Here is a 24,939-nt window from a genome sequence, read left to right as displayed (position 1 = left end):
AAATACCACTTGTCCACACGCATTAATGAAATCCTTGCGGCAGTGCAGGCTTGCGAACGAAATTGGCTGATTTTCCAACAAACTACGCCTTAACTTTTTTGAAACGGAAATTAATCCTTGGCTATTGGTATTTTATTGGTATTATCCGCCCGGAGGAGAAATCGCGTGAAATTCGTGCTCGGCATCGATGGCGGCGGCACCAGCTGCAGGGCGGCCCTTGCAACGGCCGACGGCATCGTCCTCGGCCGCGCCAAAAGCGGTGCCGCCAACATCCGAACCGATCTCACCGGCGCCAGGACGAACATCGTCGACGCAGCGCAGCAGGCCTTTGTCGCCGCGGGCAAGGATCCCGCACTGATCCCGCAAACTCCGGCCGTTCTCGGTCTTGCCGGCGCCAATGTCGGCACCTACCGGCAGCAGCTCGAAGCGATCCTGCCGTTTCGCATCAGCCGTGTCGAGACCGACGCCGAGATCGCGCTGGAAGGCGCGGTTGGCTCCGGCGACGGCGCCATGGCCATACTCGGCACGGGCACCGCCTATATGGCACGCAAACAAGGCAAGTCGCGCGCCATCGGCGGCTGGGGGTTCCAGGTCGGCGACCAGGGCAGCGGCGCCCGTATCGGCCGCGACCTGCTCGAGCAGACGCTGCTCGCCTATGACGGCATCCGCCAGGGATCGCCGCTGACGGAGACCATGCTCGCCATCTTCCGTAACAATCCCGAGGATCTGGTCGAATTCACCACCAACGCCAAGCCCGGCGATTTCGGCGGCTTCGCGCCCAAGGTGTTCGAACATGCCGAAAAAGGCGACGTCGTCGCTATCTGGATCCTCGACAAGGCGGTCGCCGATGTCGAAGCAGCGCTTGGCGTGCTCGACCTGGGCGGCGGCGATCCGCTCTGCCTGCTCGGCGGGTTGGCGCCGCTTTACGCGCCGCGCCTGTCGGCCCGCTACCGGGCGCTGCTGAAACCGCCGCTCGACGACGCGCTGGGCGGCGCGGTTCAGATGGCGGCTCGGATTTTCGCAAACACGGCGGAGGCAGCTCGATGAGTGAGGCCGCCGACCAGATATTCGCGGCGCTGAAACAATCGTCGCAGAGTGGCGCGCCGCTCTATCTGCAGCTCAGGAAGAGTATCGAGGATGCGGTCAAACGCGGGCTGATCGGACCTGGCGATGCGCTGCCTTCCGAGCGCGACATCGCTAGCAAGGCCGACATTTCGCGCGTCACCGTGCGCAAGGCGGTGCAGGACCTGGTCAAGGGCGGCATCCTCGTCCAGCGCCATGGTTCCGGTACCTTCGTTGCGCCACGTATGGAGCGCGTCGAGCAGTCGCTGTCGATGCTGACCTCGTTTACCGAGGACATGGCACGGCGCGGCATGGCGGTGCGTTCGGCTTGGCTCGACCGCGGCCTCTATCCGCCGTCGCCCGACGAGATGATGGTGCTCGGCCTGGCGTCGAACGAATTGGTGGCGCGCGTGGCGCGCCTTCGTATCGCCAACGACACGCCGCTGGCGATCGAGCGCGCCTCGCTATCGACAAGCGTGCTGCCCGATCCGGCGGCGATTGGTTCGTCGCTCTACGCCGCGTTGGAAAAGACCGGCAACAGGCCGGTGCGGGCGGTGCAGCGCATTTCCGCCACCAATCTCGGCGATAGCGACGCACAGCTGCTGGAAGTACCGCCGGGCATTGCCGGCCTGCACATCGAGCGTATCTCCTATCTGGCGAGCGGCAAGGTGATCGAGTTTACCCGCTCCATCTACAGGGGCGACGCCTATGATTTTGTCGCCGAACTCCGGCTGAGCGGGCCGGGCGAAGAGGGCCGGCCATGACCGCGACAACGACCCATATGCGGCGCGAGATCGAGGAGATCCCGGAGGCCACCGCCCGTCTGCTCGATGGCTCGGCCGCGGTGCTGACGGAAGCTGGACGCGGCATTCGCGAGCGCGACCCGAATTTCGTCGTCACCGTGGCGCGCGGCTCGTCCGACCATGCCGCGACCTTCATGAAATATGCCGTGGAGTTGACCGCCGGGCTGGCGGTTGCATCGGTCGGCCCGTCGATCGCCTCGATCTATGGCGCCAAGCTGAAGCTGGGCGGCTCGGCCTGCCTGGCGATCTCGCAGTCCGGCAAGAGCCCGGACATCGTTGCAATGGCGCAAGCGGCGAGGACCGGCGGTTCGCTGACCGTCGCCATCACCAACACCGCCGATTCGCCGCTGGCGCGGGCTTCGGACTACGCGATCGACATCCTGGCCGGACCGGAGCGCAGCGTCGCGGCGACGAAGACCTTCGTCAATTCAGCCGTCGCAGGACTCGCCTTGATGGCGCATTGCACCGGCGACGACAAACTTCTGGTGGCGCTCGCGCGCTTGCCGGAGCATTTTCGCAAGGCGATCGCCTGCGACTGGATGGCGCTGGCCGGGGCGCTGGAGACGCAAAAGTCGCTGTTCATTCTCGGTCGCGGCCCGTCGGCGGCGATCGCCAACGAGGCGGCGCTGAAATTCAAGGAAACCTGCGCCATGCATGCGGAAGCCTATAGTGCCGCCGAGGTCATGCACGGCCCGCTGGCGCTGGTCGGTCCCGGTTTCCCGGTGCTGGCGCTGGCTGCTCGCGATGCGTCCGAGCCATCGGTGGCCGATGCCGCCGACAGCCTGGCCGGCAAGGGCGCTGCCGTCTTTGTGACGTCGAACAAGGCAAAGAGCGCTCAGCGCCTGCCGCATGTCGCAACCGGTCATCCGCTGACCGACCCGCTGACGCTGATCGTGTCGTTCTATGGTTTCGTCGAGGCTTTTGCCCGCCATCGCGGCCTCGACCCCGACACGCCGCCCAATCTGCGCAAGGTAACGGAAACCCTATGAGCGACCGTTTTGCCCTGACTGGCGCCCGGATTTTCGATGGCGACGACTGGCACGACAATGCGGCGCTTGTCGTGCGCGACGGCCTCGTCGAGGCCATTGTTGCCGCCGGTGCCATTCCATCCGATGTTGCGCGTATCGAGACCGGTGGCGGCATGCTGGCGCCTGGCTTCGTCGATCTGCAGGTCAATGGCGGCGGCGGCGTCATGCTCAACGACCATCCGGACGTCGCCTCGATCGAGACCATCTGCCGGGCGCACGCACCCTTCGGCACGGCGGCGCTGTTGCCGACGCTGATCACCGACACGTCCGAGATCACCGCCGCGGCGGTTGCGGCCGGAGCCGAAGCGGCACGGAGGAAGGTGTCGGGGTTCCTGGGCCTGCACCTCGAAGGGCCGCATCTGTCGATCGCCCGCAAGGGCGCACATGACCCGGCTTTGATCCGGCCGATGCTAGACTCCGACCAGACGATGCTGATCGCCGCACGGAAAGACCTGCCCGTGCTGCTGACGACGGTGGCGCCCGAATCCGTCGAGGCCAGCCAGGTGTCGGCGCTTAGCAAGGCCGGCATTGTCGTCAGCATCGGCCATTCCGATACCGGCTATGCCACGGCTCGCGCCTTAGCCGAGGCCGGCGCAACGGTGGTCACCCATCTGTTCAATGCGATGAGCCAGATCGGCAATCGCGAGCCGGGGCTGGCGGGCGCCGCAATCGATACAGGCACATTCTATGCCGGCATCATCGCCGACGGTATCCATGTCGATCCGGCCACCATGGCCATCGCCTTGCGCGCCAAGCAGGGGCCGGGCAAGATCCTGCTCGTTACCGATGCCATGGCGACGATCGGCACCGACATGACCTCGTTCACGCTGAACGGCCGCACCATCCACCGCAAGGATGGCAGGCTGACACTTGCCGACGGCACGTTGGCGGGCGCGGACCTCGACATGATTTCCGCAGTGCGCTTCATGCACCGCGTCGTCGGCCTCGACCTCGACGAAACCTTGCGCATGGCCTCGCTCTATCCGGCGCAGGCGATCGGCCAGTCGCACCGGCTCGGGCGCTTCGCCAACGGTACCGCGGCCAACATCGTTTCGCTGTCGGACGATCTGGACATTAAAAGCGTCTGGATCGATGGTGCCAGGGTTTTTGCAGGCAGCCCTGCTCGTTAGGGTTAGCCGGCTTTGGACGTATAGAGGTCCTTGTAGGCTTCGCGCAGCAGGTTCTTCTGCACCTTGCCCATCGTGTTGCGCGGCAGTTCGTCGACGAAGATCACCCGTTTCGGATGCTTGTACCTGGCGAGGTGCCCGGCGATGGCCTCGACGATCCCTGCGGCGCTGATGGTCGAGCCCGGCGCCCTCACCACGACAGCGGTGACGCCTTCGCCGAAATCCGGATGGGCAACGCCGATGACAGCGCTTTCGGCGACGCCAGGCAGCGCGTCGATCTCGCTCTCGACTTCCTTTGGATAGATATTGTAGCCGCCGGAAATGATCAGGTCCTTGCCGCGGCCGACGATGTGGACATAGCCGTCGGCATCGATCAGTCCGAGATCGCCGGTGATGAAGAAACCGTCGTCACGGAACTCCGCTTTGGTCTTTTCCGGCATGCGCCAGTAGCCGCAAAAGACATTGGGACCCCTCACCTCGATCATGCCGACATCGCCCTTGGCAAGTGTTTCGCCGCTCTCGGGGTCGGTGATGCGCAGGGAGACGCCGGGCAGGGGAAACCCGACCGTGCCGGCACGCCGCTCGCCATCATAAGGATTCGACGTGTTCATGTTGGTCTCGGTCATGCCGTAGCGCTCGAGGATGGCGTGGCCGGTGCGCTCTCGCCAGGCTCTGTGCGTCTCGGCCAAAAGCGGCGCCGAGCCGGAAATGAACAGGCGGATGTTTTTCGCCGCTTGCCGGTTCAAACCGTCCTGCTGCAGCAGGCGGACGTAGAATGTCGGCACGCCCATCAGCACGGTGGCGCGCGGCAGCAGCGAGACGATGCGGGCTGGGTCGAATTTGGTTTCGAACAGCATCGAGGCGCCGGCCATCAGGACGACATTGGTGGCGACGAAAAGGCCATGCGTGTGGAAAACCGGCAGCGCGTGAATCAGCACGTCTGCGGCAGTGAAGCGCCAGAGGTCGACCAGCACCCGCGCATTCGAGGCGAGGTTTTCGTGGCTGAGCATGGCGCCTTTCGAACGGCCGGTGGTGCCGGATGTGTAGAGGATCGCAGCAAGGTCGTCCGGTCCGCGCGCCACGTCGTGGAAGTCCATGGCCGCCTCAGAGGCCCGATCGGTCAACGAACCCTCGCCCTTGCTGCCGAGTGTCGCGACCGCAGCGCCCGAGGTCTGCGCCAAAGCGCCGATCTCGGTCACTCGCGCCGGGTCGCAGACGATCAGTCGCGGCTCGGCATCCCTGAAGAAATAGTCGAGCTCGGTCAGCGTATAGGCGGTGTTGAGCGGCAGGAAGATCGCGCCGGCACGCAGACAGGCGAGATAGAGGAAAATGGCCTCCGGGCTCTTCTCGACCTGAACGGCGACGCGGTCGCCGGCTTCGACGCCCAGCTGCGACAGCACATGTGCCAGTTGAGCGGAGCGCGCCAGCATTTCGCCATAGCTGATCGAGCGCCCGTCCTCTGCCTCCATCAAAAGGCGTCCGGGCGTGGGCATCCGGGCACGGAAAGCATCGAACAGATGGTTGCTCAAAAGTCCCCCCGAGCGGCTGTCTCCGGCCGAACGGCGGCGGTCAGCCGGCCGCCTTGTCCGCCGCTGCCCTGATTGCCTCGATGTTTGCCCGATAGGCTGCGACGCTGCCGCCCTTGAAAATGGCCGCACCGGCGACCAGCACGCTGGCGCCGGCGGCGGTGACCAGGGGCGCAGTTTCCGGCGAAATGCCGCCGTCGATCTCGATCCGGATCGGCCTGTCACCGATCAGCGCCTTCACCCGCTTCACCTTGTCTACGATCGCCGGAATGAAGGCCTGGCCGCCGAAGCCCGGATTGACCGTCATGATCAGGATAAGATCGAGCCGGTCGAGCACGTATTCGATCATCGTCTCCGGTGTCGCGGGGTTGAGTGACACGCCGGCCTTCTTGCCAAGGTTTTTGACCGTTTGCAGCGACCGGTCGAGATGTGGCCCGGCTTCGGCGTGCACTGTGATGCCATCACAGCCGGCCTCTGCGAAGGCGGCCAGATAGGAGTCGGCCGGGGCGATCATCAGATGGCAGTCGAAGAAAGCCTTGGTGCGGTTGCGGATCGCCTTGATCACCGGCGGCCCGAAGGTGATGTTCGGGACGAAATGCCCGTCCATGACGTCGAGGTGGATCCAGTCGGCGCCGGCGGCCGCCACCGCCTCGACCTCGTCGCCGAGCTTCGAGAAATCGGAAGCCAGCACCGATGGCGCGATCAGGGTTTTTTTGCTCATGACGCGGTTTTCCCGAACGCCTCGGTTTACGGCCCCTCTGTATCGCCTGCCTAGACCATGAGTCGAGTCCGGAAAGTGGAAGCCGGTTTGTCCTTCCGCTGATGCCACGGCTTCAGGTTTTCGCTGCTCTTTCATCTGCCAGCCAAAGAAAAACCCGCCGGATCGCTCCGGCGGGGTTTTCTTGATCGAATGATCACCGTTTTGAAGTTCGCGTGCGATCCTATTGCTCGAGCTGCGGCTTGCGCCTTGGCAGCTGCTGAAGAACATCTGGATTCAGCAGCAGGCTCGGTTTGCGGATCGGCTGGCACTGGCCATTAATCGGCCGCGCGCCCGGTGCGCACTCCAGCCGCGGTTTGCGGCAGGCGCCGTCGCGCAGCTCTGTCCCACGCGGGCAGACGCAGACGCCACGCTTGTTGTGGATCTGACCAGGTATCGAGCACTCCACCACAACAGGCTTCTTGCGCCTGCAGGCATTGCCTTGCACTTCCGTGCCTTTTGGGCAGACGCAATCGCCTCCGGCGTCGTGGATCTGGCCGCGGATGGTGCACTGCTCCGGCTTCGGCTGGATTGGCCGGCAGACATTGCCCCTGACTTCCGTACCCCGCGGGCAGACGCAATCGCCTGCGGCGTTATGGATCTGGCCCCGAATGGTGCACTGCTCGGGTTTCGGCTGGATTGGCCGGCAGGCATTGCCTTTGACTTCGGTGCCCCGCGGGCAGACGCAATCGCCGGCAGCGTCGTGGATCTGGCCACGGATGGTGCACTGCTCGGGCTGCGGCTTGCTGCCCACGCAAGCGCCGTTCTCCAGCTCGGTTCCGCGCGGACAGACGCAGCGTCCGTCTTCGGTACGGATCTGGCCTTTGAGCAGAACGCAAGGTTTTGGCTTCGGCACGATGACCGTGCCGCCCCCGGACGAGCATTGGCCATTGCGGAAGGTCGTGCCGGGCGGGCAGACGCAGTTGCCGGCGTCGTTCATGACGAAGCCTTGCGAGCATTCCTTCTTCACCTCATTCCTGATGGTGAAGGGATGGCAGGCATAGGCCTTGCCGCGATCACCCTGCACGTCGGCCGCACCGCGGGACAGCACGTCGCCACCGCCTTGCACCGGCGTGTTCGGAGACAGCATGCCGACGCAGTTCTGGCCGTTGACAATGCCCTGCAGATTGGCCAGACGGCCGTCGTCGGGAATAGTCACGGTCACTGTGTGCACGTGGCTTTCCCCGGCGCCGAGCGTCAGTTGGGCGATACAGGACAGAGGCAAGATTGCCGGCTCCGGCGAGCAGCCGAAGGGCGGATCGATCGAGGTGATCGCAACGTCTTCCAGCCGGCCGAGGCCTTCGACGCCGATCGCATCGCCGACGCGAACCGGACCGGAGAAGGCGCTCGCGCCATCGTTCGTGATGGTGATCTCGAACGAGCAGGGCTGGCCGGGCTTGCACTCGGCATCACCGGTCTTCTCGACGCGGATGGTCGAGGCGCCGCCGCCCTTGGCGCAGGCCTGGCCGATCGGATAGACGATGTCGTCTCCCGGAGCCGGGCCGTAGGAGCCGCGTGCGCAGTTCTCGAATTCGCCGTTCGCGGCAACCGTCACGTCGAAATGGCGGCTGGTTCCAGGCGTCATGACGGCGCCGGGAATCTGGCACGACAGCGCATTGGCCGGAACCGGTCCGCAAGTCCATTCCGCGCCGTCTGGGGTGACGGTCTGGATCTGGACCGGCGCTCCGCTGGCTATCAGCGTCGCGGCATCGTTGACCCGTACCGGACCGGTCGGGGCAGTGGTGCCGAGGCTGATGACGGTAATGCGGCAGGAAACGACCGCAGCACCGGCCAGCGAACCATTGCACACCTTGGTGATGCGCAGGGCCGGCTGGCCGCCATTCGGATGACGGATGCGTTCCTTGGCGCAGGCCCTGTTGTTGGTGATGTCGTTCTCACCGGGAATAGCCTTCACCTCGGCGCAGTTCTCGACACTGTCGGGCCGGTAGTTGGCCGGCATCACCGCCCTGACGAAGATCGGCGTCGAGGCGCCAGGCAACAGCACGATGCCGGCATTGTCGCAGCGGAACTGGCCGGGGCCGTTCGGTCCGCATGTCCATGGCGGCGTCGGGCCGAAGGTCGAGGATGCCGGCGCGCCGCCCGGATAGGTATCGACGACCGTCAGCGGCCCATTATAGGGGACGCTGCCATTGTTGATTATGTCGACCACGAAGGTGCAGACGCCATCGGCCGAACAGAATTCGGTGCGGGCGCGCTTCTTCAGGATCAGGTCGACCTTCTTCTCCACCGGCGGCCGGCAGTCGCGGCCACGATCGCCACGCCGGCAGACCGGGATCGAAGCACAGCCGCGATCGTTTTGCTGGCTGCCGAAAAGCGGCTTGCCGCTGGCGCCGTAATTGTAAGTGGCGCAGTTGCGCAAGACGCTGCCTCGCCAGCCTGCGGCCGGCTTGAAGCCAAGCTTGAGGTCGACAGAGGCACCCGGATTGAGCGTGGTCACCGGATGAGTGCAAATCATCGGGGTGGTTCCAGGCGCGCAGACCCAAGGCGGGTTCGGCCCTGAATGGAAGGTGGAGCCGGCCGGCAGGGTGACTTCGTTGAGCACGATCTTGCCGTGGTAGGGTGCATCGCCGACATTGGTGACCCTGATGATGAAGTCGCAGCCGCCGCCCATCGTGCAACGTTGCACGTCGGCGCGCTTTTCGACTTTCAGATCCGGTTCCTTGTCCTTCGGTGGGCAGCGCTGATCACGCGGGATGACGATATCGACAGTCTGCGTACAGCACAGGCCCCAGCCCTCCCTCGGGCCGGCATAGGTTTCGATACCGGTGACGATGATGTGGATGACGTCGCCGGGTGAAGCGCCGACGATCTTCCAATTGAGCACACCGCCGCCGGCCGGCACCAATTGCGTGTCGGGAATGATGGTGATGCCGGGTGTCGTCGTCGAAAGCTGCACCCATTTGCCAGCCATCTCTGGGCCGACCGGCATGTGGTAGATGAAGGCGCCGCCGCCGGGCACGCAATCGACCGTGCCGCGCTCCACCTTGAAGCATTCCTTGCCGGGAGGTGGAGGCGGCGGGTTGCACCTGGTGACGTCGATCTTGATCGACGTCTTTGCACCCGTGAGATAATTGCCGTCGTCCGGCTTGCCCGGATCCTGCGACGGGATTTCGACGCCGGCGCCGCGTTCGCGGCTGACCTTGACCACGCCCTGGTTGTGAACGGTCGTCGGCGACGGAAACGCCGCATGGTCAATCCTGGCGGCGATCTGGAACGTGACGACGCGCTCGTTCGCAGCGCCGATGCCGTCGAGATCGCTGGCGGAAATCCGGAAATTGGACACCGTCGCGGTATCGTCCGGGCCAGCCGAACTGCTGATCGCAGCACCAGGCAGCGGTCCGTCGGACGCATCGGTGCCGTCGCCGGTCACATGCACGCCGACGATGCGCAGGCCGTGCGGGAGCTGGTCCCTGAAATCGAGCCTGACCTTTTTCAGCATGGCGGCGAGGTCCGGGCTGGCAAAACCCTGCGGATTGCCGCGCAAGCCAAAGCTCAGCGAGTATACGACATAGTCGCAGCCTCTCTGGGTGCCTTTCTTGGTGAACAAGGGCACGATCCGGCCCGGCTCCGGATTGACGATGCGAGGATTGTCGAAATCGAGCCTGGGATCTGTAACGGCAGTGTAGATGCCCGCATCGGCAGGCTTGGTCTTGACCGGAGCAAGGTCTTCAGCGAAGCCTTGCAGCGGACTCAGCATGGCGACCGCGATACCGGCCGCCATCAGCCAGCGCACACCGCGCCTGGCGAGTGACAGGGGTTTCATGATGGTCTCGATGACGAATGATTGTTTGCCGGTTGACTGGCTGCTCGTCGCAGGCGGGAAAAATGCGAGATTGCTCATCTTCCCCTCCTCACGGTTCGCAGCTGACGGCTGGGGTTCTGAGCGGCAAGGTCATCTTGCAGCAAGGGTAGTAGCCACCCTTGTCGCTATCGGACTGCCTGTAGAAGCAGAGCCCGACGTCGACCGTATCGCCAGGGTAATGGCCGGTGATGCCGATCGTGTATGGCGCGCCGGGCGCATGCGACAGAGGTGAAGTCACCCCAACGCCAGGCGTCCTGGACAGAGCCTTGATCGAATCGCCGCCAAAGCCGGCATGGTCATGGAGATAGAGATCGGCCTCGAGGCCGGAGGGTGTGCAGAAATACCTGACATCCTCGACATCGAGGCAAGGAGGCAGATTGCCGGGGGGCGGAAAGTCCGGCGGATAGAACGGCGGCAGATAGCCGCCCGGCACCTGCTCATAATAGCCGGCACGGCCCTCGCAGGGGCGCCAGACCTCGACGTCGCCGACATGGCCTTCGACTTCCGGGTCTTCGAAATAATTGTCGAAGTCGACGAACCACGAGCCGAAAGGCGGCATGTTGGCCGGCTTGACCAGTGCCGTCGGCGTGATTTGCACGCCGTGCACGGCGAGCGGCCCGCCGGCCGCGAGTTGTTCGGCAAGCTCCGGGTTGTCGCGCAACTTGTCGCCGGTATCGACCAGCGTGTCGGTGCAGACGCCGGTATCGAGATTGCCTTCGGCATCGTAGCCATTTTGCAGGTCGAGGCCGCCGGCCGACTGTCGGTTGTCTTGCGGGAAGCCGACGGCATATTCCTGCGGCACTTCCACCCAGGCCGATTCCGTCGCCGGATCGTCCGGATTTTCGCGCCAGTAGCGGATGACCTCACCCTTGCCGGAATCGGCGAACTGGCTGTAGTCGTAGCGGTTCTCCACCGGGCCGCGCTGGGCCAGGTACATGAAGCCTTCGTTGTCGAAGGCGATGTCGGTGACCGCGTAATCCTTGTCGGCCTTGACCGTCAGTTCCCAGCGCGGGTCGCCGGCGAAACTGCCGTCGCCGGCAACGCCTACCGACCAGATCTCCGCCTTATCACCGACCGAATAATAGAGCCGGTCGCCACGATAGGCGACCGACCAGACGCGGCGCTCGTCCTGCGTGTAGCCCCAGCTGTCGGGGTCCTCGCTGTCGAAGGCAGCACCCTGGATGTCAATCACCGAGCCGTCGTCGGCAAGGGCGGCAAGCCCGTGCGCCGGGCGGCCGGCTATGCCGTGGTCGAACGTGTCGAGCAGCGCGCCATTGGCGTCGATGCGGTGGATGAGGCCGGTGTCGAGATCGCTGGCGAAGAACTGGCGGTGGATATTGTCAAAAGTGACGTCGCCGATGCCGGGACCGCTATTGGTGTCGATATCGGCGAATTTCGAGACGGCGCCGGTAATGCCGTCGATCTTCCAGATCGTTCCGGGGCCGCCGCCGTTTTCGGTGCCGAACTGGCCGTCCATGAAGACAGCGTCAGCCGTGCCGCGGCGCTGCCGCTCCGGCCGGCCGTCGGCGTCGCCGTCTGGCGTGACTATGCGGATGCCGTGCAGCGACGTGGCGCCGGCATAGAGGTTTGGAATGGCCGATGGGACGCCGTCGCGCACGCCGTCGTCGTAGGTGATGCCGAACACCTGGCCGATTTGCCCGGCTGTGACCTCGAACGGTGGCGGGGTGAAGACCAATTGGCCAGACGCCGGCCCGCCCAGCCTTGAGACGTCGAAGATGCGCAAGGTCGCGCGCGCCGTGTCGATGAAGGTTTCGTCGACGGGATCGACGCCCGGCGGCAGGCCTTCCTCGAAATTGGGAATGATGGTGCCGGAGAATCCGGTCATTGCCATCGAGCCGGGATAGATGATCCGGGTTTCCTGAGCCTGTGCCGAGCCACCGAGCCAGAGCCCAGCGGCGAGCGCCAGGATCGACAATCCGCTGGCAGCCTCGATGGCGCGGCGCAAACGGCCGGCACGAGAGCGCACGAACGCGCCGTGGTCGCAAGACATGGATCTCCCCCCACAGGTCATGGGAGAAACATCCGGTCCCGGCGCGCAAATCAGGGCAAGGCGCGGCGTTCCGGCACGTTCATCCCTGATCGAATTGTCTGCTTTCCTCAACGTCACGATACGCCTGGGTCCGCGCAGGGTCAACGGAACCGGCGAAAAGCCCAGCGCATCGACCCGGTCCCGAAGGCGATGGTCGCGCTGAGCTCCTGCTGTTCCCGGAGACCATGGAGCCTCTGGATCTGTGGTCATGGGGCTTTCCTTTCCGGGGCCGCACCACGCGGCACCTGAGCATCAGTCGCGGGGCGAGGCGGAAAGGTTCATGGGCCGGGGGCCGGCCCGGCTGGATCACCGCCGAAAATACGGGCCTGCCGGTCCCGAATCCGATCAACCGCGATGAATGGTGAACGCCTTGCGCAGAATGCTTGCGCGCCACGCAGCCTGTTCTTATATACGCGCCAAGCCGTCCAGCGCCGAATGCCGGTTGCCGGAGCGGAATTTCTTGTGAACAGGGGCTTTCGTCGGAACGCCTGTACGGGTCCTGAGAGCCTGCTTAGCGGAGAGATTAGAGAAATGGCAAAAGTAATCGGTATCGATCTGGGAACAACCAACTCCTGTGTCGCCATCATGGACGGCAAGGAATCCAAGGTGATCGAGAATGCGGAAGGCGCCCGCACGACCCCTTCCATCGTCGCCATCAACAGCGACGGCGAGCGCCTCGTCGGCCAGCCGGCCAAGCGCCAGGCGGTTACCAATCCTGAGAACACCATTTTCGCGGTCAAGCGCCTGATCGGCCGCCGCTACGACGATCCGGTGACGGAGAAGGACAAGAAGCTTGTCCCCTACAAGATCGTCAAGGGCGACAATGGCGACGCCTGGGTCGAGGCCGGCGGCAAGAAGCAGTCGCCTAGCCAGATCTCGGCGATGATCCTGCAGAAGATGAAGGAAACGGCGGAGGCCTATCTCGGCGAGAAGGTCGAGAAGGCAGTCATCACCGTTCCGGCCTATTTCAACGACGCCCAGCGCCAGGCGACCAAGGATGCCGGCAAGATCGCCGGCCTCGAAGTGCTGCGCATCATCAACGAGCCGACGGCGGCAGCACTTGCCTATGGACTGGACAAGAAGGAAGGCAAGACGATTGCTGTCTATGACCTTGGCGGCGGCACGTTCGATATTTCGGTGCTCGAAATCGGCGACGGCGTGTTCGAGGTGAAGTCGACCAATGGCGACACCTTCCTCGGCGGCGAGGATTTCGACATGCGTCTGGTCGAATATCTGGCGGCCGAGTTCAAGAAGGAACAGGGCATCGACCTGCGGAACGACAAGCTCGCCCTTCAGCGCCTCAAGGAAGCGGCTGAAAAGGCCAAGATCGAGCTGTCGTCCACCACGCAGACCGAAATCAACCTGCCCTTCATCACCGCCGATGCCACCGGCCCCAAGCACCTGACGCTGAAGCTGACGCGGGCGAAGTTCGAGAGCCTGGTCGAGGATCTCGTCCAGCGCACGATCGATCCTTGCAAGGCGGCGCTCAAGGATGCCGGCCTGAAGGCCGGCGAAATCGACGAAGTCGTCCTGGTCGGCGGCATGACCCGTATGCCCAAGATCCAGGAGATCGTGAAGCAGTTCTTCGGCAAGGAGCCGCACAAGGGCGTCAACCCGGATGAGGTCGTCGCGTTAGGCGCCGCTATCCAGGCCGGCGTGCTGCAGGGCGACGTCAAGGACGTGCTGCTGCTCGACGTGACGCCGTTGTCGCTCGGCATCGAGACGCTGGGCGGCGTATTCACGCGGCTGATCGAACGCAACACGACGATTCCGACAAAGAAGAGCCAGGTGTTCTCCACGGCCGAGGATTCGCAGTCGGCGGTGACCATCCGCGTCTTCCAGGGCGAGCGTGAAATGGCCGCCGACAACAAGGCGCTCGGCCAGTTCGATCTGGTCGGCATCCCGCCTGCGCCGCGCGGCGTGCCGCAGATCGAGGTCACCTTCGACATCGACGCCAACGGCATCGTCAACGTCTCGGCCAAGGACAAGGGCACCGGCAAGGAGCACCAGATCCGCATCCAGGCGTCCGGCGGCCTTTCGGACGCCGACATCGAGAAGATGGTCAAGGACGCCGAGGCCAATGCCGAAGCCGACAAGAAGCGGCGCGCGCTGGTCGAGGCCCGCAACCAGGCCGAGGCGCTGGTGCATTCCTCGGAGAAGTCTCTGAAGGAATACGGCGAGAAGGTTTCCGAGGCCGACCGCACGGCGATTGCCGATGCGATCGCGGCGCTGAAGACCGCTGCCGAAGGCGACGATGTGACCGAGATCGAGGCCAAGACGCAGACGCTCGCCGAAGTCTCGATGAAGCTCGGCCAGGCCATGTACGAGGCTTCGCAGAAGGAAGCCGCCGAGGCCGACGCCAAGGCTGATGCCGCCAAGGACAGTGACGTCGTCGATGCCGACTTCGAGGAAATCGACGAAGACGACGAGAAGAAGAAGTCGGCCTGAACCGCCTGACGGTACAGGTAAGGGAAAAAGCCCGGCGCACAGCCGGGCTTTTTTGCAACCCTTTGCCGGAAAAACGCTGCGCTGCCCGAAAAAATGCGGACAAAGCCTCGTAGACACTGGCATCGCGCCTCCATCACACCTAAATCGGAACAGCGTGCCGGCAAACGACGCAACGATGCTTCAAGACGTTGACTATCCGGACTGCGGGAAAACATGAAAGCTGATTTTTACGAAACGCTAGGCGTGCAAAAGGGCGCCGACGAGAAGGAGCTCAAGAGCGCTTTTCGCAAGCTCGCCATGCAGTTCCATCCCGACCGCAACCCAGGCGACCATGCCTGCGAGCACAAGTTCAAGGAAATCAACGAAGCCTACGAGACACTGAAGGACCCGCAGAAGCGCGCCGCCTATGATCGCTTCGGCCACGCCGCCTTCGAGCACGGCGGCATGAATGGCGGGGCGCAAGGCTTTGGCGCCGGCGGCTTCGCCGACATTTTCGAAGACATTTTCGGCGACATGATGGGCGGGCGCCAGCGCCGCTCGTCCGGCGGCCGCGAGCGCGGCGCCGACCTGCGCTACAATATGGAAATTACGCTGGAAGAGGCATTTTCCGGCAAGACCGCGCAGATTCGGGTGCCAGCCTCGATTTCCTGCTCGGAATGCTCGGGCAGCGGCGCCAAGCCTGGCACCCAGCCCGTCACCTGCTCGATGTGCAACGGCCACGGCAAGGTGCGCGCCACGCAAGGCTTCTTCTCGATCGAGCGCACCTGCCCGCAATGCCAGGGGCGCGGCCAGACCATCAAGGATCCGTGCCCGAAATGCGCCGGCCAGGGCCGTGTCACCGAGGAGCGCTCGCTGTCGGTAAACATCCCTGCCGGCATCGAGGATGGCACCCGCATCCGGCTGGCCAATGAGGGCGAGGCCGGCCTGCGCGGCGGCCCGTCGGGCGATCTCTACATCTTCCTCGCGGTCAAGCCGCACGAATTCTTCCAGCGCGACGGGGCCGATCTTTATTGCAAGGTGCCGATCTCGATGACGACGGCAGCGCTTGGCGGCTCGTTCGAGGTGACGACACTGGACGGTACCCAGACGAAGGTGAAGGTGCCGGAGGGCACCCAGAACGGTCGCCAGTTCCGCCTCAAGGGCAAGGGCATGCCTGTGCTGCGCCAGCCCAATATCGGCGACCTCTACATCCAGACCGTGGTTGAGACGCCGCAGAACCTTTCGCGCCGTCAGCGCGAATTGCTGGAGGAATTCGAGCAGCTTTCCTCAAAGGACAATTCGCCTCAGTCGAGCGGATTTTTCGCCCGCATGAAAGACTTTTTCGAAACGTTCGGCGAGCACTGAAGCTGATCCCTGGAAAACGCTTCCCGAGCGTCATCAACACCTTATCCGGGGATTCGCCTTGTCTTGCACCTCGTAACTGCTAAGTAGCATGCGAGGGAGCGTTGAGGAGGACTTTCAATGACGCGTAGTCCCGGACTGCGAAAGACGCTGGCGGAAAAGTTCGACGACGAGCTGAAGTTCTTCAAGGGCTGGATCGACAAGCCGAAGGCGGTCGGTTCGATCGTCCCGACCAGTTCCATCACCGCTGGCAAGATGGCCTCGATCGTCGATCCGACATCCGGCCTGCCGGTGCTCGAGGTCGGACCCGGTACAGGCGTCATCACACGCGCCATCCTCGCCCAGGGCATTAAGCCTGAGAATCTCTACGCGGTCGAATATTCCACTGATTTCGTGCGCCATCTGCGCCAGCTTTATCCAGGCGTCAACGTCATCGAGGGCGACGCCTTCAATCTCGACGCGACGCTCGGCGACAAGCGCGACCTGATCTTCGATTCTGTGATATCGGGCGTGCCGCTGCTCAATTTCCCTGTCGCCCAGCGCATCGCCTATGTCGAGAGCCTGCTCGACCGTATCCCGGCGGGCCGGCCGATCGTGCAGCTGACTTACGGGCCGCTGTCGCCGATCCCGCCGGGCCGCGGCGACTATACGGTCGAGCATTTCCATTTCGTCATCCGCAACATTCCGCCGACGCAGCTTTGGATCTACCGACGCGGGGCCGCATGAATTGAAACGTTGGGTTTGAATAGCACTTGTCTTATACCCATCGGGTGACAAGGCAGACCCATGGCTGTGATCCCGAAAATTCTCGTCGTCGCCGGTTCGGTGCGCAGCGGCGCCTATAGCGGCAGGACCGCCGACGTGGCACAGAAGGAACTTGCCATGCAGGGCGCCGAGGTGACCCGCATCTCGCTCGCCGACTATCCGCTGCCGATCCTCGACCAGGATTTGGAAAAGGACGAAGGCATTCCCGAAAACGCCGTCAAGCTCGGCCGGATGATCGCCGCCCATGACGGGCTGCTGATCGCGACGCCCGAATATAACGGCTCCATTCCACCGTTGCTCAAGAACAGCATCGACTGGGTGAGCCAGCTGCGCAAGGATGGCGGCCGGACGTTCAGGCCACTTGCCGGCAAGGTCGCCGGCCTCTGCTCGTCTTCCAACGGACCCTTCGGCGGGATACGCTGCATCAACCATCTGCGCGCCGTTCTGGTACGCTGCCGGATGGAGGTGGTGACACCGGAATGTTCGGTGCCGGAGGGCGGCAACGCCTTCGACGACGAGGGCAAGTTCAGGGACGAGAGACTAAGCCAATCGATGGAGCACCTATGCCGAACGCTGATCGAAACCTCGCGCATGCTGTCGACGCGGATCGAGGCATGATCCCGGACGCCGCGCATGCCGACACGATGCAGGAAAGGTTGATCGTCGGCCTCGACCTGCCGACGCTGAAGCAAGCCGAGAAAGCGGTGCGCGAGCTCGACGGGATCGTCTCCTTCTACAAGATCGGTTACCAGCTCGCCTTTGCCGGCGGGCTCGATTTCGCCCGCGAGCTGGCCAGCGGCGGCACCAGGATCTTTCTCGACATGAAGCTGCTCGACATCGACAACACGGTGGCCAAGGGCGTCGAAAACATCGCCAGGATGGGCATGAGCATGCTGACCATCCATGCCTATCCGAAGACAATGAAGGCGGCGGTCGAGGCCGCCAGGGGCAGCGACCTTTGCCTGCTCGGGGTCACCGTGCTGACCTCGATGGACGAGCAGGACGTGATCGACGCCGGCTATGAGTATGATCCGCATACACTGGTGCTGAGGCGCTCCGAGCAGGCGCTGCATGCCGGCATGGGCGGCATCGTCTGCTCGGCCGAAGAAGCCGAGGAGGTGCGCCGCATCGTCGGCCCCGACCTGGCCGTGGTGACGCCGGGAATCCGGCCGAAGGGCAGCGACCATGGCGACCAGAAACGCGTGGTGACGCCGGCGCAGGCGATCCGCAACGGCTCCAGCCACCTCGTCGTCGGCCGGCCGATCGTCGGTGCGGCCGACAGGCGGGCGGCGGCGGAAGCGATCCTCGATGAAATGCGCTCGGCCTGAGGGCAGGAATTAACCCGGAGAAAAGCCATGCCCAAGGGATACTGGATCGCTCGCGTCGATGTACGCGATGCGGAAGGCTACAAGGACTATGTCGCAGCTGCCAAACCGGCCTTCGACCGCTTCGGCGCCAAGTTCCTGGCGCGCGGCGGCGCGCATGAGAAGGCCGAGGGGCCGGGCCGCGACCGCAACGTGATCATCGAGTTTCCGTCGCTTGCGGCGGCGCATGACTGCTACCACTCGCCCGAATACCAGCGCGCCGTCGCGATCCGCCAGAAGGTGGCCGAGGGCGAAATCGTGTTGGTCGAGGGGATTTAGGCGAGAAGCCGGTTCGCCGCTGCCTCCGCCATCGCATCGGCGAGGCTCAAGCCCCATTGCTGGCGACAGTAATCGCGGAAATCGAAGCAGGGCAGGCCGGGGCAGACCTCGAACTCGATGAGGTGGACGCTGTCGTCGGCTTCGACCCGGAAATCGATGGAAAACACATCCCGCAGGCCAAGCCCGACCATCAGGCGTTCGGCGATGCGACGGATTCTTGCATCGGCTTCAGGCTGGCTGCCGGCGACCGGCAGCAGCACCGGCTCGGTATATTTTCCCGCAGCTTTCGCCGCTGCGCCGGCATCGCCGTAAAGCGCCAGGCTGTCCTGCATGGTCTGGAAGTCGCCGCCCGAATCGACAAAGGCGATGCCCAGCGCCTCGACGCCGGTATCCGGCCTCAATCCGAGAAAACTGGCGCGCGCGTTGCGGCCGGCGACATAGGGCTGGACGACGACATCGTCGCGATAGGCGGCGAAGACGCGCCGGCTAAGCTCCAGCGCGTGGCCGAGATCGTGGCAGTGCGAATCCGGCCAGATGCCGATCTTGGCGCCGAGCCGGTTCGGCTTGACGAACCAGCCGCCGGGCGAGGCCGGTGGCGCGACCAGCCAGGCGCCGTCACGGGCAAGGCCCGCCCGCGGCACCGGCAGGCCAAGCGCGCCGAGCACGGCGCCGGACCGGAACTTGTCCTGACAGAGCGCGAACGACGCATCGTCGGCGCCGATCGCCTTCAGCCCATTCAGCCGTGCCAGAGCTGGTGCGGCGCCGCCGCGGAAATAGGCAATGCCGTCGGTCAGCGTCCAGACAAGCGTGGTCTTCGGGTCCTCGCCGGCGAGAACGCTTGCAGCATCGTCGAGCGCCAGCGGTACGAACGACAGGCCGCGCGTCTGGCAAGCGGCGGCAAGTGCGTCGAATTCAGCAGCGATGTCGGTCGATTGCGCCAGATAGGAGGCGATTTCGGCGGCACGCTCCGGCACGTGGTTATCGGCGACCAGCCGATCGAAGCAAGCCTTTTCCGGCTCGTAGACAAGGATCAGCTTCGGCTCGCGGCTTGACATGATCGAAACGATTTCCCGGCAGCACGATTGCCTAAAGCAATTCCAGGAAAAGTGTGAAACGGTTTTCCGTCCGGAATTGCGTCAAAACAAAGAGATAGAGCGGTTCAGCATTCCCGCGAAACGATGAACCGTTCTAGCATCGCGCGGCGAATGCATTCGGCTTTCGCGGAACCGACGTCAGCTGGACGCCTGCACGACAATGCTAGACATGGGTCTAGCCAATCAGCACGCGTGGCTCGAAGCGACCATTGACTGGAATGTCGAGCATGAATGTCATGCCGGCTTGCGGGTCGAGCAGGCGCTGCTTCTCGCTTTTGCCCGACCAGGCGGAGGTGACCGCCAGCCGGTCGGCATTCCTGCCGACGAAAGCCGGACAGGACGGCTGCGTCGCCGGCATCGCCACCGAACGGACGAGCTTGCCGTCGGGTCCATAGGCTTCGACGACGCTGCCGCCCCAGCAGGCGTTCCACAATATGCCGTCACGGTCGAGCACCGAACCATCGATATAGCCCTTGGTCGAACGGTGGTCGACGAAGACCTTCGGTTCGCCAACCGGCAGGCCGGTCGCCGGATCGCAGCCGACGCGCATCAACAGCCCGGTGCTGGTGTCGGTGTAATAGGCAATGGTCCCATCCTCGGAAAAGCAGATCGAGTTGGGCACAGTAATGTCGGCATAAAGCCGGCGCAGCTCGCCCTTGAAGAACCAGTAGATCGAACCGGCACCCTTCTCCTCGCCCTTGCCCATGGTGCCGACCCACAGCGCGCCGCAAGGGTGAACGCGTGAATCGTTCGAGCGGGTGACCGCATTGTCGGCCTCGATCGGCGTGTGCAGCGTCAGCTTGCCGGTCGCGACGTCGCGGACATGCAGGCCGGTCTCGGTGGCGATCAACTGGCGCCGGTCGTCGACGATGGCGACGGCGCTGGCCATCTGACCGAGCTCGTGGATCTTGACCGCACCGCCCGACAGGCGCTGTTCGAGGAGCTGGCCATTGACGATGTCGAACCAGTAGAGCGTGTCGGTGGCAGGGTCATAGCTTGGTCCCTCGCCGAGTTGGCAGACATGGTCGGAAAAAACCGAAACAATGGTCTCGCTCATCATGCCACTCCAAACGCCGCGTCCCAGGCCTGAACTGCGGCTTTCGCCCGTGCTGCCACTTCGTCGACGCTCATGCCCGGCTTGAACAGGCTGGAGCCAAGACCGAAGACGCTGACGCCCGCTGCCTTGTAGCCGGCAAAATCCTTGTCCGAAACGCCGCCGACCGCGCCGACCAGCACACTGGCCGGCAGCACCGCGCGCATCGCCGAAATGCCTGCCGCGCCAAGCACGCTCGCCGGGAAGAATTTCAATGCCGAGGCACCGAGCCGGATTGCTTGAAATGCCTCGGTCGGCGTGAACACGCCGGGCATCGTCACCATGCCGTAGTGCATGGCCCGGCCCATGACCTCGGCATCGATATTGGGGCTGACCAGCAGCCGCCCGCCGGCCTTGTGCAGGCCGTCGACATCGGCGGCGCTGAGCACCGTGCCGGCACCGACCAAGGCTGTTGGAGGAAGCGCTCCGACAATGCTGGCGATGGAGGCGTAAGGATCGGGCGAGTTGAGCGGCACCTCGATCGCTTCGATACCGGCGCCGAAGATCGCCTGGCCGATTGCCACCGCCTCGCTTGGCTTGAGGCCACGCAGGATGGCGACCAGACCCCGCTCGAGCTTTGGAAAAGGTGCGGTTTCGGTCATGCGGCAACTCCATTTCCAGCGATCATGCCATTTTCGCGCGCGGCTTCAGCAAGACCGGCACGCACCGCCTCGTCGGCGTCGACCACCCTGACCGCGAGCCCGGCAAGGCCGAGCGCCTCGGCATAGAGCTTGCCGAGTGCGCCCGACGCGATCAGCACGACGGGCACGGCACTCGCCCCATAACGGCGATTTGCCGAAGCGATCTCGCCGCCGATCAGCAGGCCGGACAGGCACGCGGCGGCATCCTCGGGCTTCAGATCCTGCAGCAGGCTGGCGGCGCGGATCGAGAACAGTCTTGAACCGATGTCACCGCCTTCGGCCAACGGCTTCAGGCACCACTCCCGGAAAAATGGATTTTCGGCGGCAACCGGCTTCGGCGGCTCGCCCAGCGAATGGCGCAGGATCGAGTGCGCGGCCAGCACCGAAAACAGCTCGCCGGTCGGCCAGGTGCCGAAACCGGCAACAGAGCCGTCCTCGACCAGCACCCATTTCGAATGGGTGCCGGGCATGCAGACGAGGTGGCGTCCCTTTGCCGGTAAACCGGCGCCGGCAAGCTGGGTTTCCTCGCCGCGCATGACGTCAGGTGCATCGGCGAGGCGTTGGGCAAGGCCAGGCACGATGCGGATGTCGCGGCGCTGGCCGGGAATGCGGGCAGCGCCGGCGAGAATAGCGCCGATCGGCGCCGGCACGCTGACATAGGGTGCCTCCAGCCAGCCCTGGCGCGAACCGGCCATGCCGCAAATGATGACCGGCAGCGCCTCGGCTGCGCCCAAGGCAGCCAGATGCCCTTCGAGAATGGACGAAAATCCTTTAGCTTGGGCGGTGATCAGCCCGTCATCGCCGCGCCGCTCGGCGAGAACCTTGCCGGCGCCGTCGAGCAACCAGACCCTCATGCGGGTGGTGCCCCAGTCGACGGCCGCGACGGAAGCTGCCTTGCTCGATGAGATCACAGGAACCCCCCATCGACGATCAGCATCTGCGCGGTCAGCATGCGTGAGGCATCCGACGCCAGGAACAGCACAGTGCCGACAATGTCTTCCGGCTGCATCACCTCTTTGATGCACTGTTTGGCGACATGAGCGGCGAGCGCTTCTTCGGTGACCCAGAGCTTTCTCTGCCGCTCGGTGATCACCCAGCCGGGCGCGATCGCGTTGACACGGATGCCGTCGACGCCGAGCTTGCCGGCAAGACCCTTGGTGAGACCGACGATGCCGGCCTTGGCGGCGGTGTAGGCCGGCATATCGGGATGGTTGATGAGAAACGACGTCGAGGTGAAGTTGATGATCGAGCCGCCGCCGGCCCGCTTCATGCCCGGCGCCACCGCCTGTGCGCTGAAGAAATGCGGGCGCAGGTTGATGGCATGGTTGTTGTCCCAGAACTCCACCGTGACGTCTTCGACGGCATGACGCTCATCCTGCGCGGCATTGTTGATCAGCACGGTCACGTCGCCATGCGCCTTGGCGGCTTTAGCCGCCGATAGCCGCAACGCCTCGATGTCGCGTATGTCGGTCTTGAGATAAAGCGGCCGCCGGCCCAGCTCCTTCTCTAACCGATCGGCCAGCGCCAGGCTCGCACGGTCGGCAATATCGATGAAGGCGACGTTTGCCCCCTGGCGGACAAAACCTTCGGTCAAGGCAGCACCAATGCCGGAGCCGCCGCCGGTGATCAGCACCGAAGCGCCTTCGAGGTCGGCAAAGCGTGCCGATGGCATCATGAAATTCTCTCCCGGTCCAATGATCTCGGTCGGCCGGCGCGCATCCTATCCAGCCGTGTCGGGCGGGCAAGGGCGAAAGAGTGGATTGTCAGGACTTATGTCCGACAAAAGGCCGCACGGGCCGCCGATCGATCAGCTGCCCAGTCGGACGCGGTACAATTCGACGGCGGCTCCGCTGGTCCCGGCAACCGGCTCAAGCCATTCCGGCACGCTGCCGCGCATCAGCCCGGCAAGAAAGCCTGCCGGCGCCTTGGCGGCGAGGAGCTTGCTTTCGGCGCTGCCGGGGCACAGCGCGACGAGGCCGACGTGATGATCCGCCAGGATGGTCCTGGCATCGGCATCGGACCCAAGGAAGGCATCGAGCGCCAACAGGTTGCCGGCGACGTTGCGATGATAGGGCCCGGCGAAGACGCGATGTCCGGAATAGGCCAGGATCGGCGATCCGAGATTGGAAATTGCCAGTATGGTGGTGCCTGGCAGGCGGCCAAGCGCCGCAAAGGAGGCCATGCGCTGGCAAGCGACATCGGCGCCGTCGCCATTATCCGCCGTGGTGTTGCTGTCGTCGAAGGCTACCGAGGTCGCCGCGGCAGCTCCAGTCCAGACCGCATTCACCGAAACCAGCCAGACGGCAGCCATGCGCAGCGCCACACCGCGCGACGCGCTGGCCTCGGCCCGTTGACGCCATTTGGCAATCCAGGCGGCAAGCGGGATGACGGCGAAGGCGATCGAGAATGTCGAACCGCGTACCTGCCAGGCGCTGACGATGAAGGCCACGACAAGCAGCGCGCCGACAAGGCTGTCCTGCCGCCGCCAGCCACCGCGGCCAAGGCGAAGCGCCATCAGCATGAGCGCAATGAGCGGCGTGGCATAGCGCGCCACCACCCCGGCCGGATCTTCAGTGAGCAGCTTGAACAGCGACTGCGCCTCGTCGATGTGATCAAGCCATAGCTCCTTGAGGCGCGGATCGAGGTTGGCGTAGGGCGCTGCCAGGCATTGTGGGAACAAAAAGACGATGACAGCGGCCAATACCAGGGCAAGCAGGCCAAGCGAGGCGATGCGCCATTGGCGCGTGCGGCCGGCGGGCTCGATCGACGCTATCGCCGCAAGGCCGGTTCCGGCAATCGCCGCGACGACGAACTGCACGGCCGAGAAGGCGTCGCATTGCGCCTGACCCCAGGCAGACGGCGCAATGGTGGCGACAAAGACGAGAGCGGACACGCCGGCAAAGCCGAGGCCGAAATCCCGGGCGATCAGCCTCTCGCCATTGGCGCCGAGGGCGAACAGCATGGCAACAAAGGCGCCGATGGTGGCCACATAAGGCGCGGTCTCCATGCCGACGGCCAGCATCAATCCGGCGCACAGGCCGGAGAGCAATGCCGCCGGCCTGCGCGTTGGCGCTTCAAGCAACAGGCTCAGACTGGCCATGCTCAGCATCAGCTGGATATTGTGGTGATCGAGCGCGCCAGGCGAAAAAATGCCGAGGAAATACAGTGCGGCAGCGCCGATCACGACAGCGGGCAGCACGGCGCTGTCACCGGCAAAGCTGCGCGCGGCGCGAGCCGTGAAAAATACGGTCAGGCAGAAGAGCAGCGCCGGCCACAGCACTTGCGCAACATTCTCGGCAAAGGCCGCGCTGCCGGTCAGGGCCGATACGGCGATGATGATGGCGGCGATCGGCGCATCGACCAGCCGCGACCAATGCATGACGAAACCGCCTTCCAGGCCCATCCTGTACTGGTGGAGATCGAACCACCTTTGGCCGGCCAGCATGTCGCGAACTTCGACGAGGCGCAGCAGATTGTCGTTGTCGCCGCCGGCATTGGTCAGTGCCGGGAAGCCGGCAAAGGCATTGACGGTAAGCGCCAGCGCCGTGGCAAGCAGCGCCAGCGCGATATCGGACCTCGAATTGGAGGCGCCATCGTCGGCTGTGCTCATATCGGGACCTTTGGAAGGAATACGGTGCGGTTTAAACCTAGCCTTAACAGCTTCAATAAATAGTAAAGCCGCCCGAGCGAGGCCGGCGTTTGAGCGGTCAGGGGCCTTACAGGGCATCCGGAGACGAA

Annotated in this window: 20 protein-coding genes; 10 read left to right on the top strand and 10 right to left on the bottom strand. The window is 64.3% G+C overall.

The genetic code is table 11. The annotated features are described in order from the left end of the window. The first annotated feature begins 165 nt into the window (after window positions 1–165). From NKH28_RS15840 to nagA, 4 genes are read left to right on the top strand one after another with little or no spacing between them, the layout of a single operon-like run. The gene (locus NKH28_RS15840; RefSeq protein ID WP_352472799.1) at window positions 166–1,047 is read left to right on the top strand and encodes a glucosamine kinase nucleotide-binding domain-containing protein; all 882 of its coding nucleotides are present in this window, start codon (window positions 166–168) and stop codon (window positions 1,045–1,047) included. Continuing rightward, entirely contained in the window at window positions 1,044–1,826 is a 783-nt protein-coding gene (locus NKH28_RS15835; protein ID WP_352472800.1) for a GntR family transcriptional regulator, read from the top strand. Before NKH28_RS15840 ends, NKH28_RS15835 begins: the two co-directional genes overlap by 4 nt. Continuing rightward, on the top strand, window positions 1,823–2,854 hold the full coding sequence (locus NKH28_RS15830; protein WP_352472801.1) for an SIS domain-containing protein: 1,032 nt from the start codon (window positions 1,823–1,825) through the stop codon (window positions 2,852–2,854). The genes NKH28_RS15835 and NKH28_RS15830 overlap by 4 nt, the downstream gene beginning before the upstream one ends. Beyond that, window positions 2,851–4,023 (top strand): N-acetylglucosamine-6-phosphate deacetylase, encoded by a 1,173-nt coding sequence (gene nagA / locus NKH28_RS15825; RefSeq protein WP_352979566.1) that lies wholly within the window; start codon window positions 2,851–2,853, stop codon window positions 4,021–4,023. The genes NKH28_RS15830 and nagA overlap by 4 nt, the downstream gene beginning before the upstream one ends. 2 nt (window positions 4,024–4,025) lie before the next feature. Here the strand turns inward: nagA and NKH28_RS15820 are convergent, their stop codons facing one another. The 4 genes from NKH28_RS15820 to NKH28_RS15805 form a co-directional block, all read right to left on the bottom strand. Beyond that, complete coding sequence (locus tag NKH28_RS15820) at window positions 4,026–5,549, bottom strand: malonate--CoA ligase (protein WP_352979564.1); 1,524 nt, start codon at window positions 5,547–5,549, stop codon at window positions 4,026–4,028. 40 nt (window positions 5,550–5,589) lie between these two features. Then, window positions 5,590–6,267 carry a ribulose-phosphate 3-epimerase gene (rpe, locus tag NKH28_RS15815; protein WP_352979562.1) on the bottom strand — a complete coding sequence of 226 codons (678 nt, stop codon included), beginning with the start codon at window positions 6,265–6,267 and terminating at the stop codon, window positions 5,590–5,592. A gap of 220 nt (window positions 6,268–6,487) precedes the next feature. After that, window positions 6,488–10,165 carry a DUF7929 domain-containing protein gene (locus NKH28_RS15810; protein ID WP_352979560.1) on the bottom strand — a complete coding sequence of 1,226 codons (3,678 nt, stop codon included), beginning with the start codon at window positions 10,163–10,165 and terminating at the stop codon, window positions 6,488–6,490. Window positions 10,166–10,175: 10 nt separating this feature from the next. Further along, entirely contained in the window at window positions 10,176–12,137 is a 1,962-nt protein-coding gene (locus tag NKH28_RS15805) for a hypothetical protein (protein WP_352979558.1), read from the bottom strand. Between the two features lie 570 nt (window positions 12,138–12,707). Here NKH28_RS15805 and dnaK point away from each other — a divergent pair. The 6 genes from dnaK to NKH28_RS15775 all read left to right on the top strand — a co-directional run bounded on the left by dnaK (window position 12,708) and on the right by NKH28_RS15775 (window position 18,373). After that, window positions 12,708–14,624, top strand: a complete 1,917-nt coding sequence (gene dnaK / locus NKH28_RS15800; RefSeq protein WP_023679851.1) for a molecular chaperone DnaK — start codon at window positions 12,708–12,710, stop codon at window positions 14,622–14,624. Between the two features lie 213 nt (window positions 14,625–14,837). Further along, complete coding sequence (dnaJ, locus tag NKH28_RS15795) at window positions 14,838–15,968, top strand: molecular chaperone DnaJ (RefSeq protein ID WP_023679852.1); 1,131 nt, start codon at window positions 14,838–14,840, stop codon at window positions 15,966–15,968. 117 nt (window positions 15,969–16,085) lie between these two features. Continuing rightward, entirely contained in the window at window positions 16,086–16,691 is a 606-nt protein-coding gene (gene pmtA / locus NKH28_RS15790; protein WP_023679853.1) for a phospholipid N-methyltransferase PmtA, read from the top strand. A gap of 60 nt (window positions 16,692–16,751) precedes the next feature. After that, window positions 16,752–17,348, top strand: coding sequence for an NADPH-dependent FMN reductase (locus NKH28_RS15785; protein ID WP_352771032.1), 597 nt, complete (start codon window positions 16,752–16,754; stop codon window positions 17,346–17,348). Further along, a complete protein-coding gene (gene pyrF / locus NKH28_RS15780; protein ID WP_352979556.1) occupies window positions 17,345–18,058 on the top strand; it encodes an orotidine-5'-phosphate decarboxylase in 714 nt (237 codons plus the stop codon). The genes NKH28_RS15785 and pyrF overlap by 4 nt, the downstream gene beginning before the upstream one ends. Window positions 18,059–18,085: 27 nt before the next feature. Then, window positions 18,086–18,373: a DUF1330 domain-containing protein gene (locus NKH28_RS15775; RefSeq protein ID WP_023679856.1), complete on the top strand. Its 288-nt coding sequence runs from the start codon at window positions 18,086–18,088 to the stop codon at window positions 18,371–18,373. Here the strand turns inward: NKH28_RS15775 and NKH28_RS15770 are convergent. The 6 genes from NKH28_RS15770 to NKH28_RS15745 all read right to left on the bottom strand — a co-directional run bounded on the left by NKH28_RS15770 (window position 18,370) and on the right by NKH28_RS15745 (window position 24,811). Beyond that, window positions 18,370–19,428: a D-alanine--D-alanine ligase family protein gene (locus NKH28_RS15770; protein ID WP_352684077.1), complete on the bottom strand. Its 1,059-nt coding sequence runs from the start codon at window positions 19,426–19,428 to the stop codon at window positions 18,370–18,372. The two genes, NKH28_RS15775 and NKH28_RS15770, sit on opposite strands and share 4 nt — an antisense overlap. Window positions 19,429–19,642: 214 nt before the next feature. Then, window positions 19,643–20,524, bottom strand: coding sequence for an SMP-30/gluconolactonase/LRE family protein (locus tag NKH28_RS15765; protein WP_352684075.1), 882 nt, complete (start codon window positions 20,522–20,524; stop codon window positions 19,643–19,645). Further along, a complete protein-coding gene (locus NKH28_RS15760) occupies window positions 20,524–21,162 on the bottom strand; it encodes a 2-dehydro-3-deoxy-6-phosphogalactonate aldolase (protein ID WP_023679860.1) in 639 nt (212 codons plus the stop codon). Before NKH28_RS15760 ends, NKH28_RS15765 begins: the two co-directional genes overlap by 1 nt. Then, window positions 21,159–22,109, bottom strand: a complete 951-nt coding sequence (locus NKH28_RS15755; RefSeq protein ID WP_502901214.1) for a 2-dehydro-3-deoxygalactonokinase — start codon at window positions 22,107–22,109, stop codon at window positions 21,159–21,161. The genes NKH28_RS15760 and NKH28_RS15755 overlap by 4 nt, the downstream gene beginning before the upstream one ends. Beyond that, the gene (locus NKH28_RS15750; protein ID WP_352684071.1) at window positions 22,109–22,876 is read right to left on the bottom strand and encodes an SDR family NAD(P)-dependent oxidoreductase; all 768 of its coding nucleotides are present in this window, start codon (window positions 22,874–22,876) and stop codon (window positions 22,109–22,111) included. Before NKH28_RS15750 ends, NKH28_RS15755 begins: the two co-directional genes overlap by 1 nt. A 132-nt stretch (window positions 22,877–23,008) precedes the next feature. After that, window positions 23,009–24,811, bottom strand: a complete 1,803-nt coding sequence (locus NKH28_RS15745; protein ID WP_352684069.1) for a GtrA family protein — start codon at window positions 24,809–24,811, stop codon at window positions 23,009–23,011. Window positions 24,812–24,939 lie beyond the last annotated feature (128 nt).

Source organism: Mesorhizobium sp. M1227 (assembly GCF_040318315.1).
Classification (GTDB): Bacteria; Pseudomonadota; Alphaproteobacteria; order Rhizobiales; family Rhizobiaceae; genus Mesorhizobium.
The sequence above is the reverse complement of the archived record's forward strand: the minus strand, read 5'-3'. Positions and strand labels throughout refer to the sequence as shown.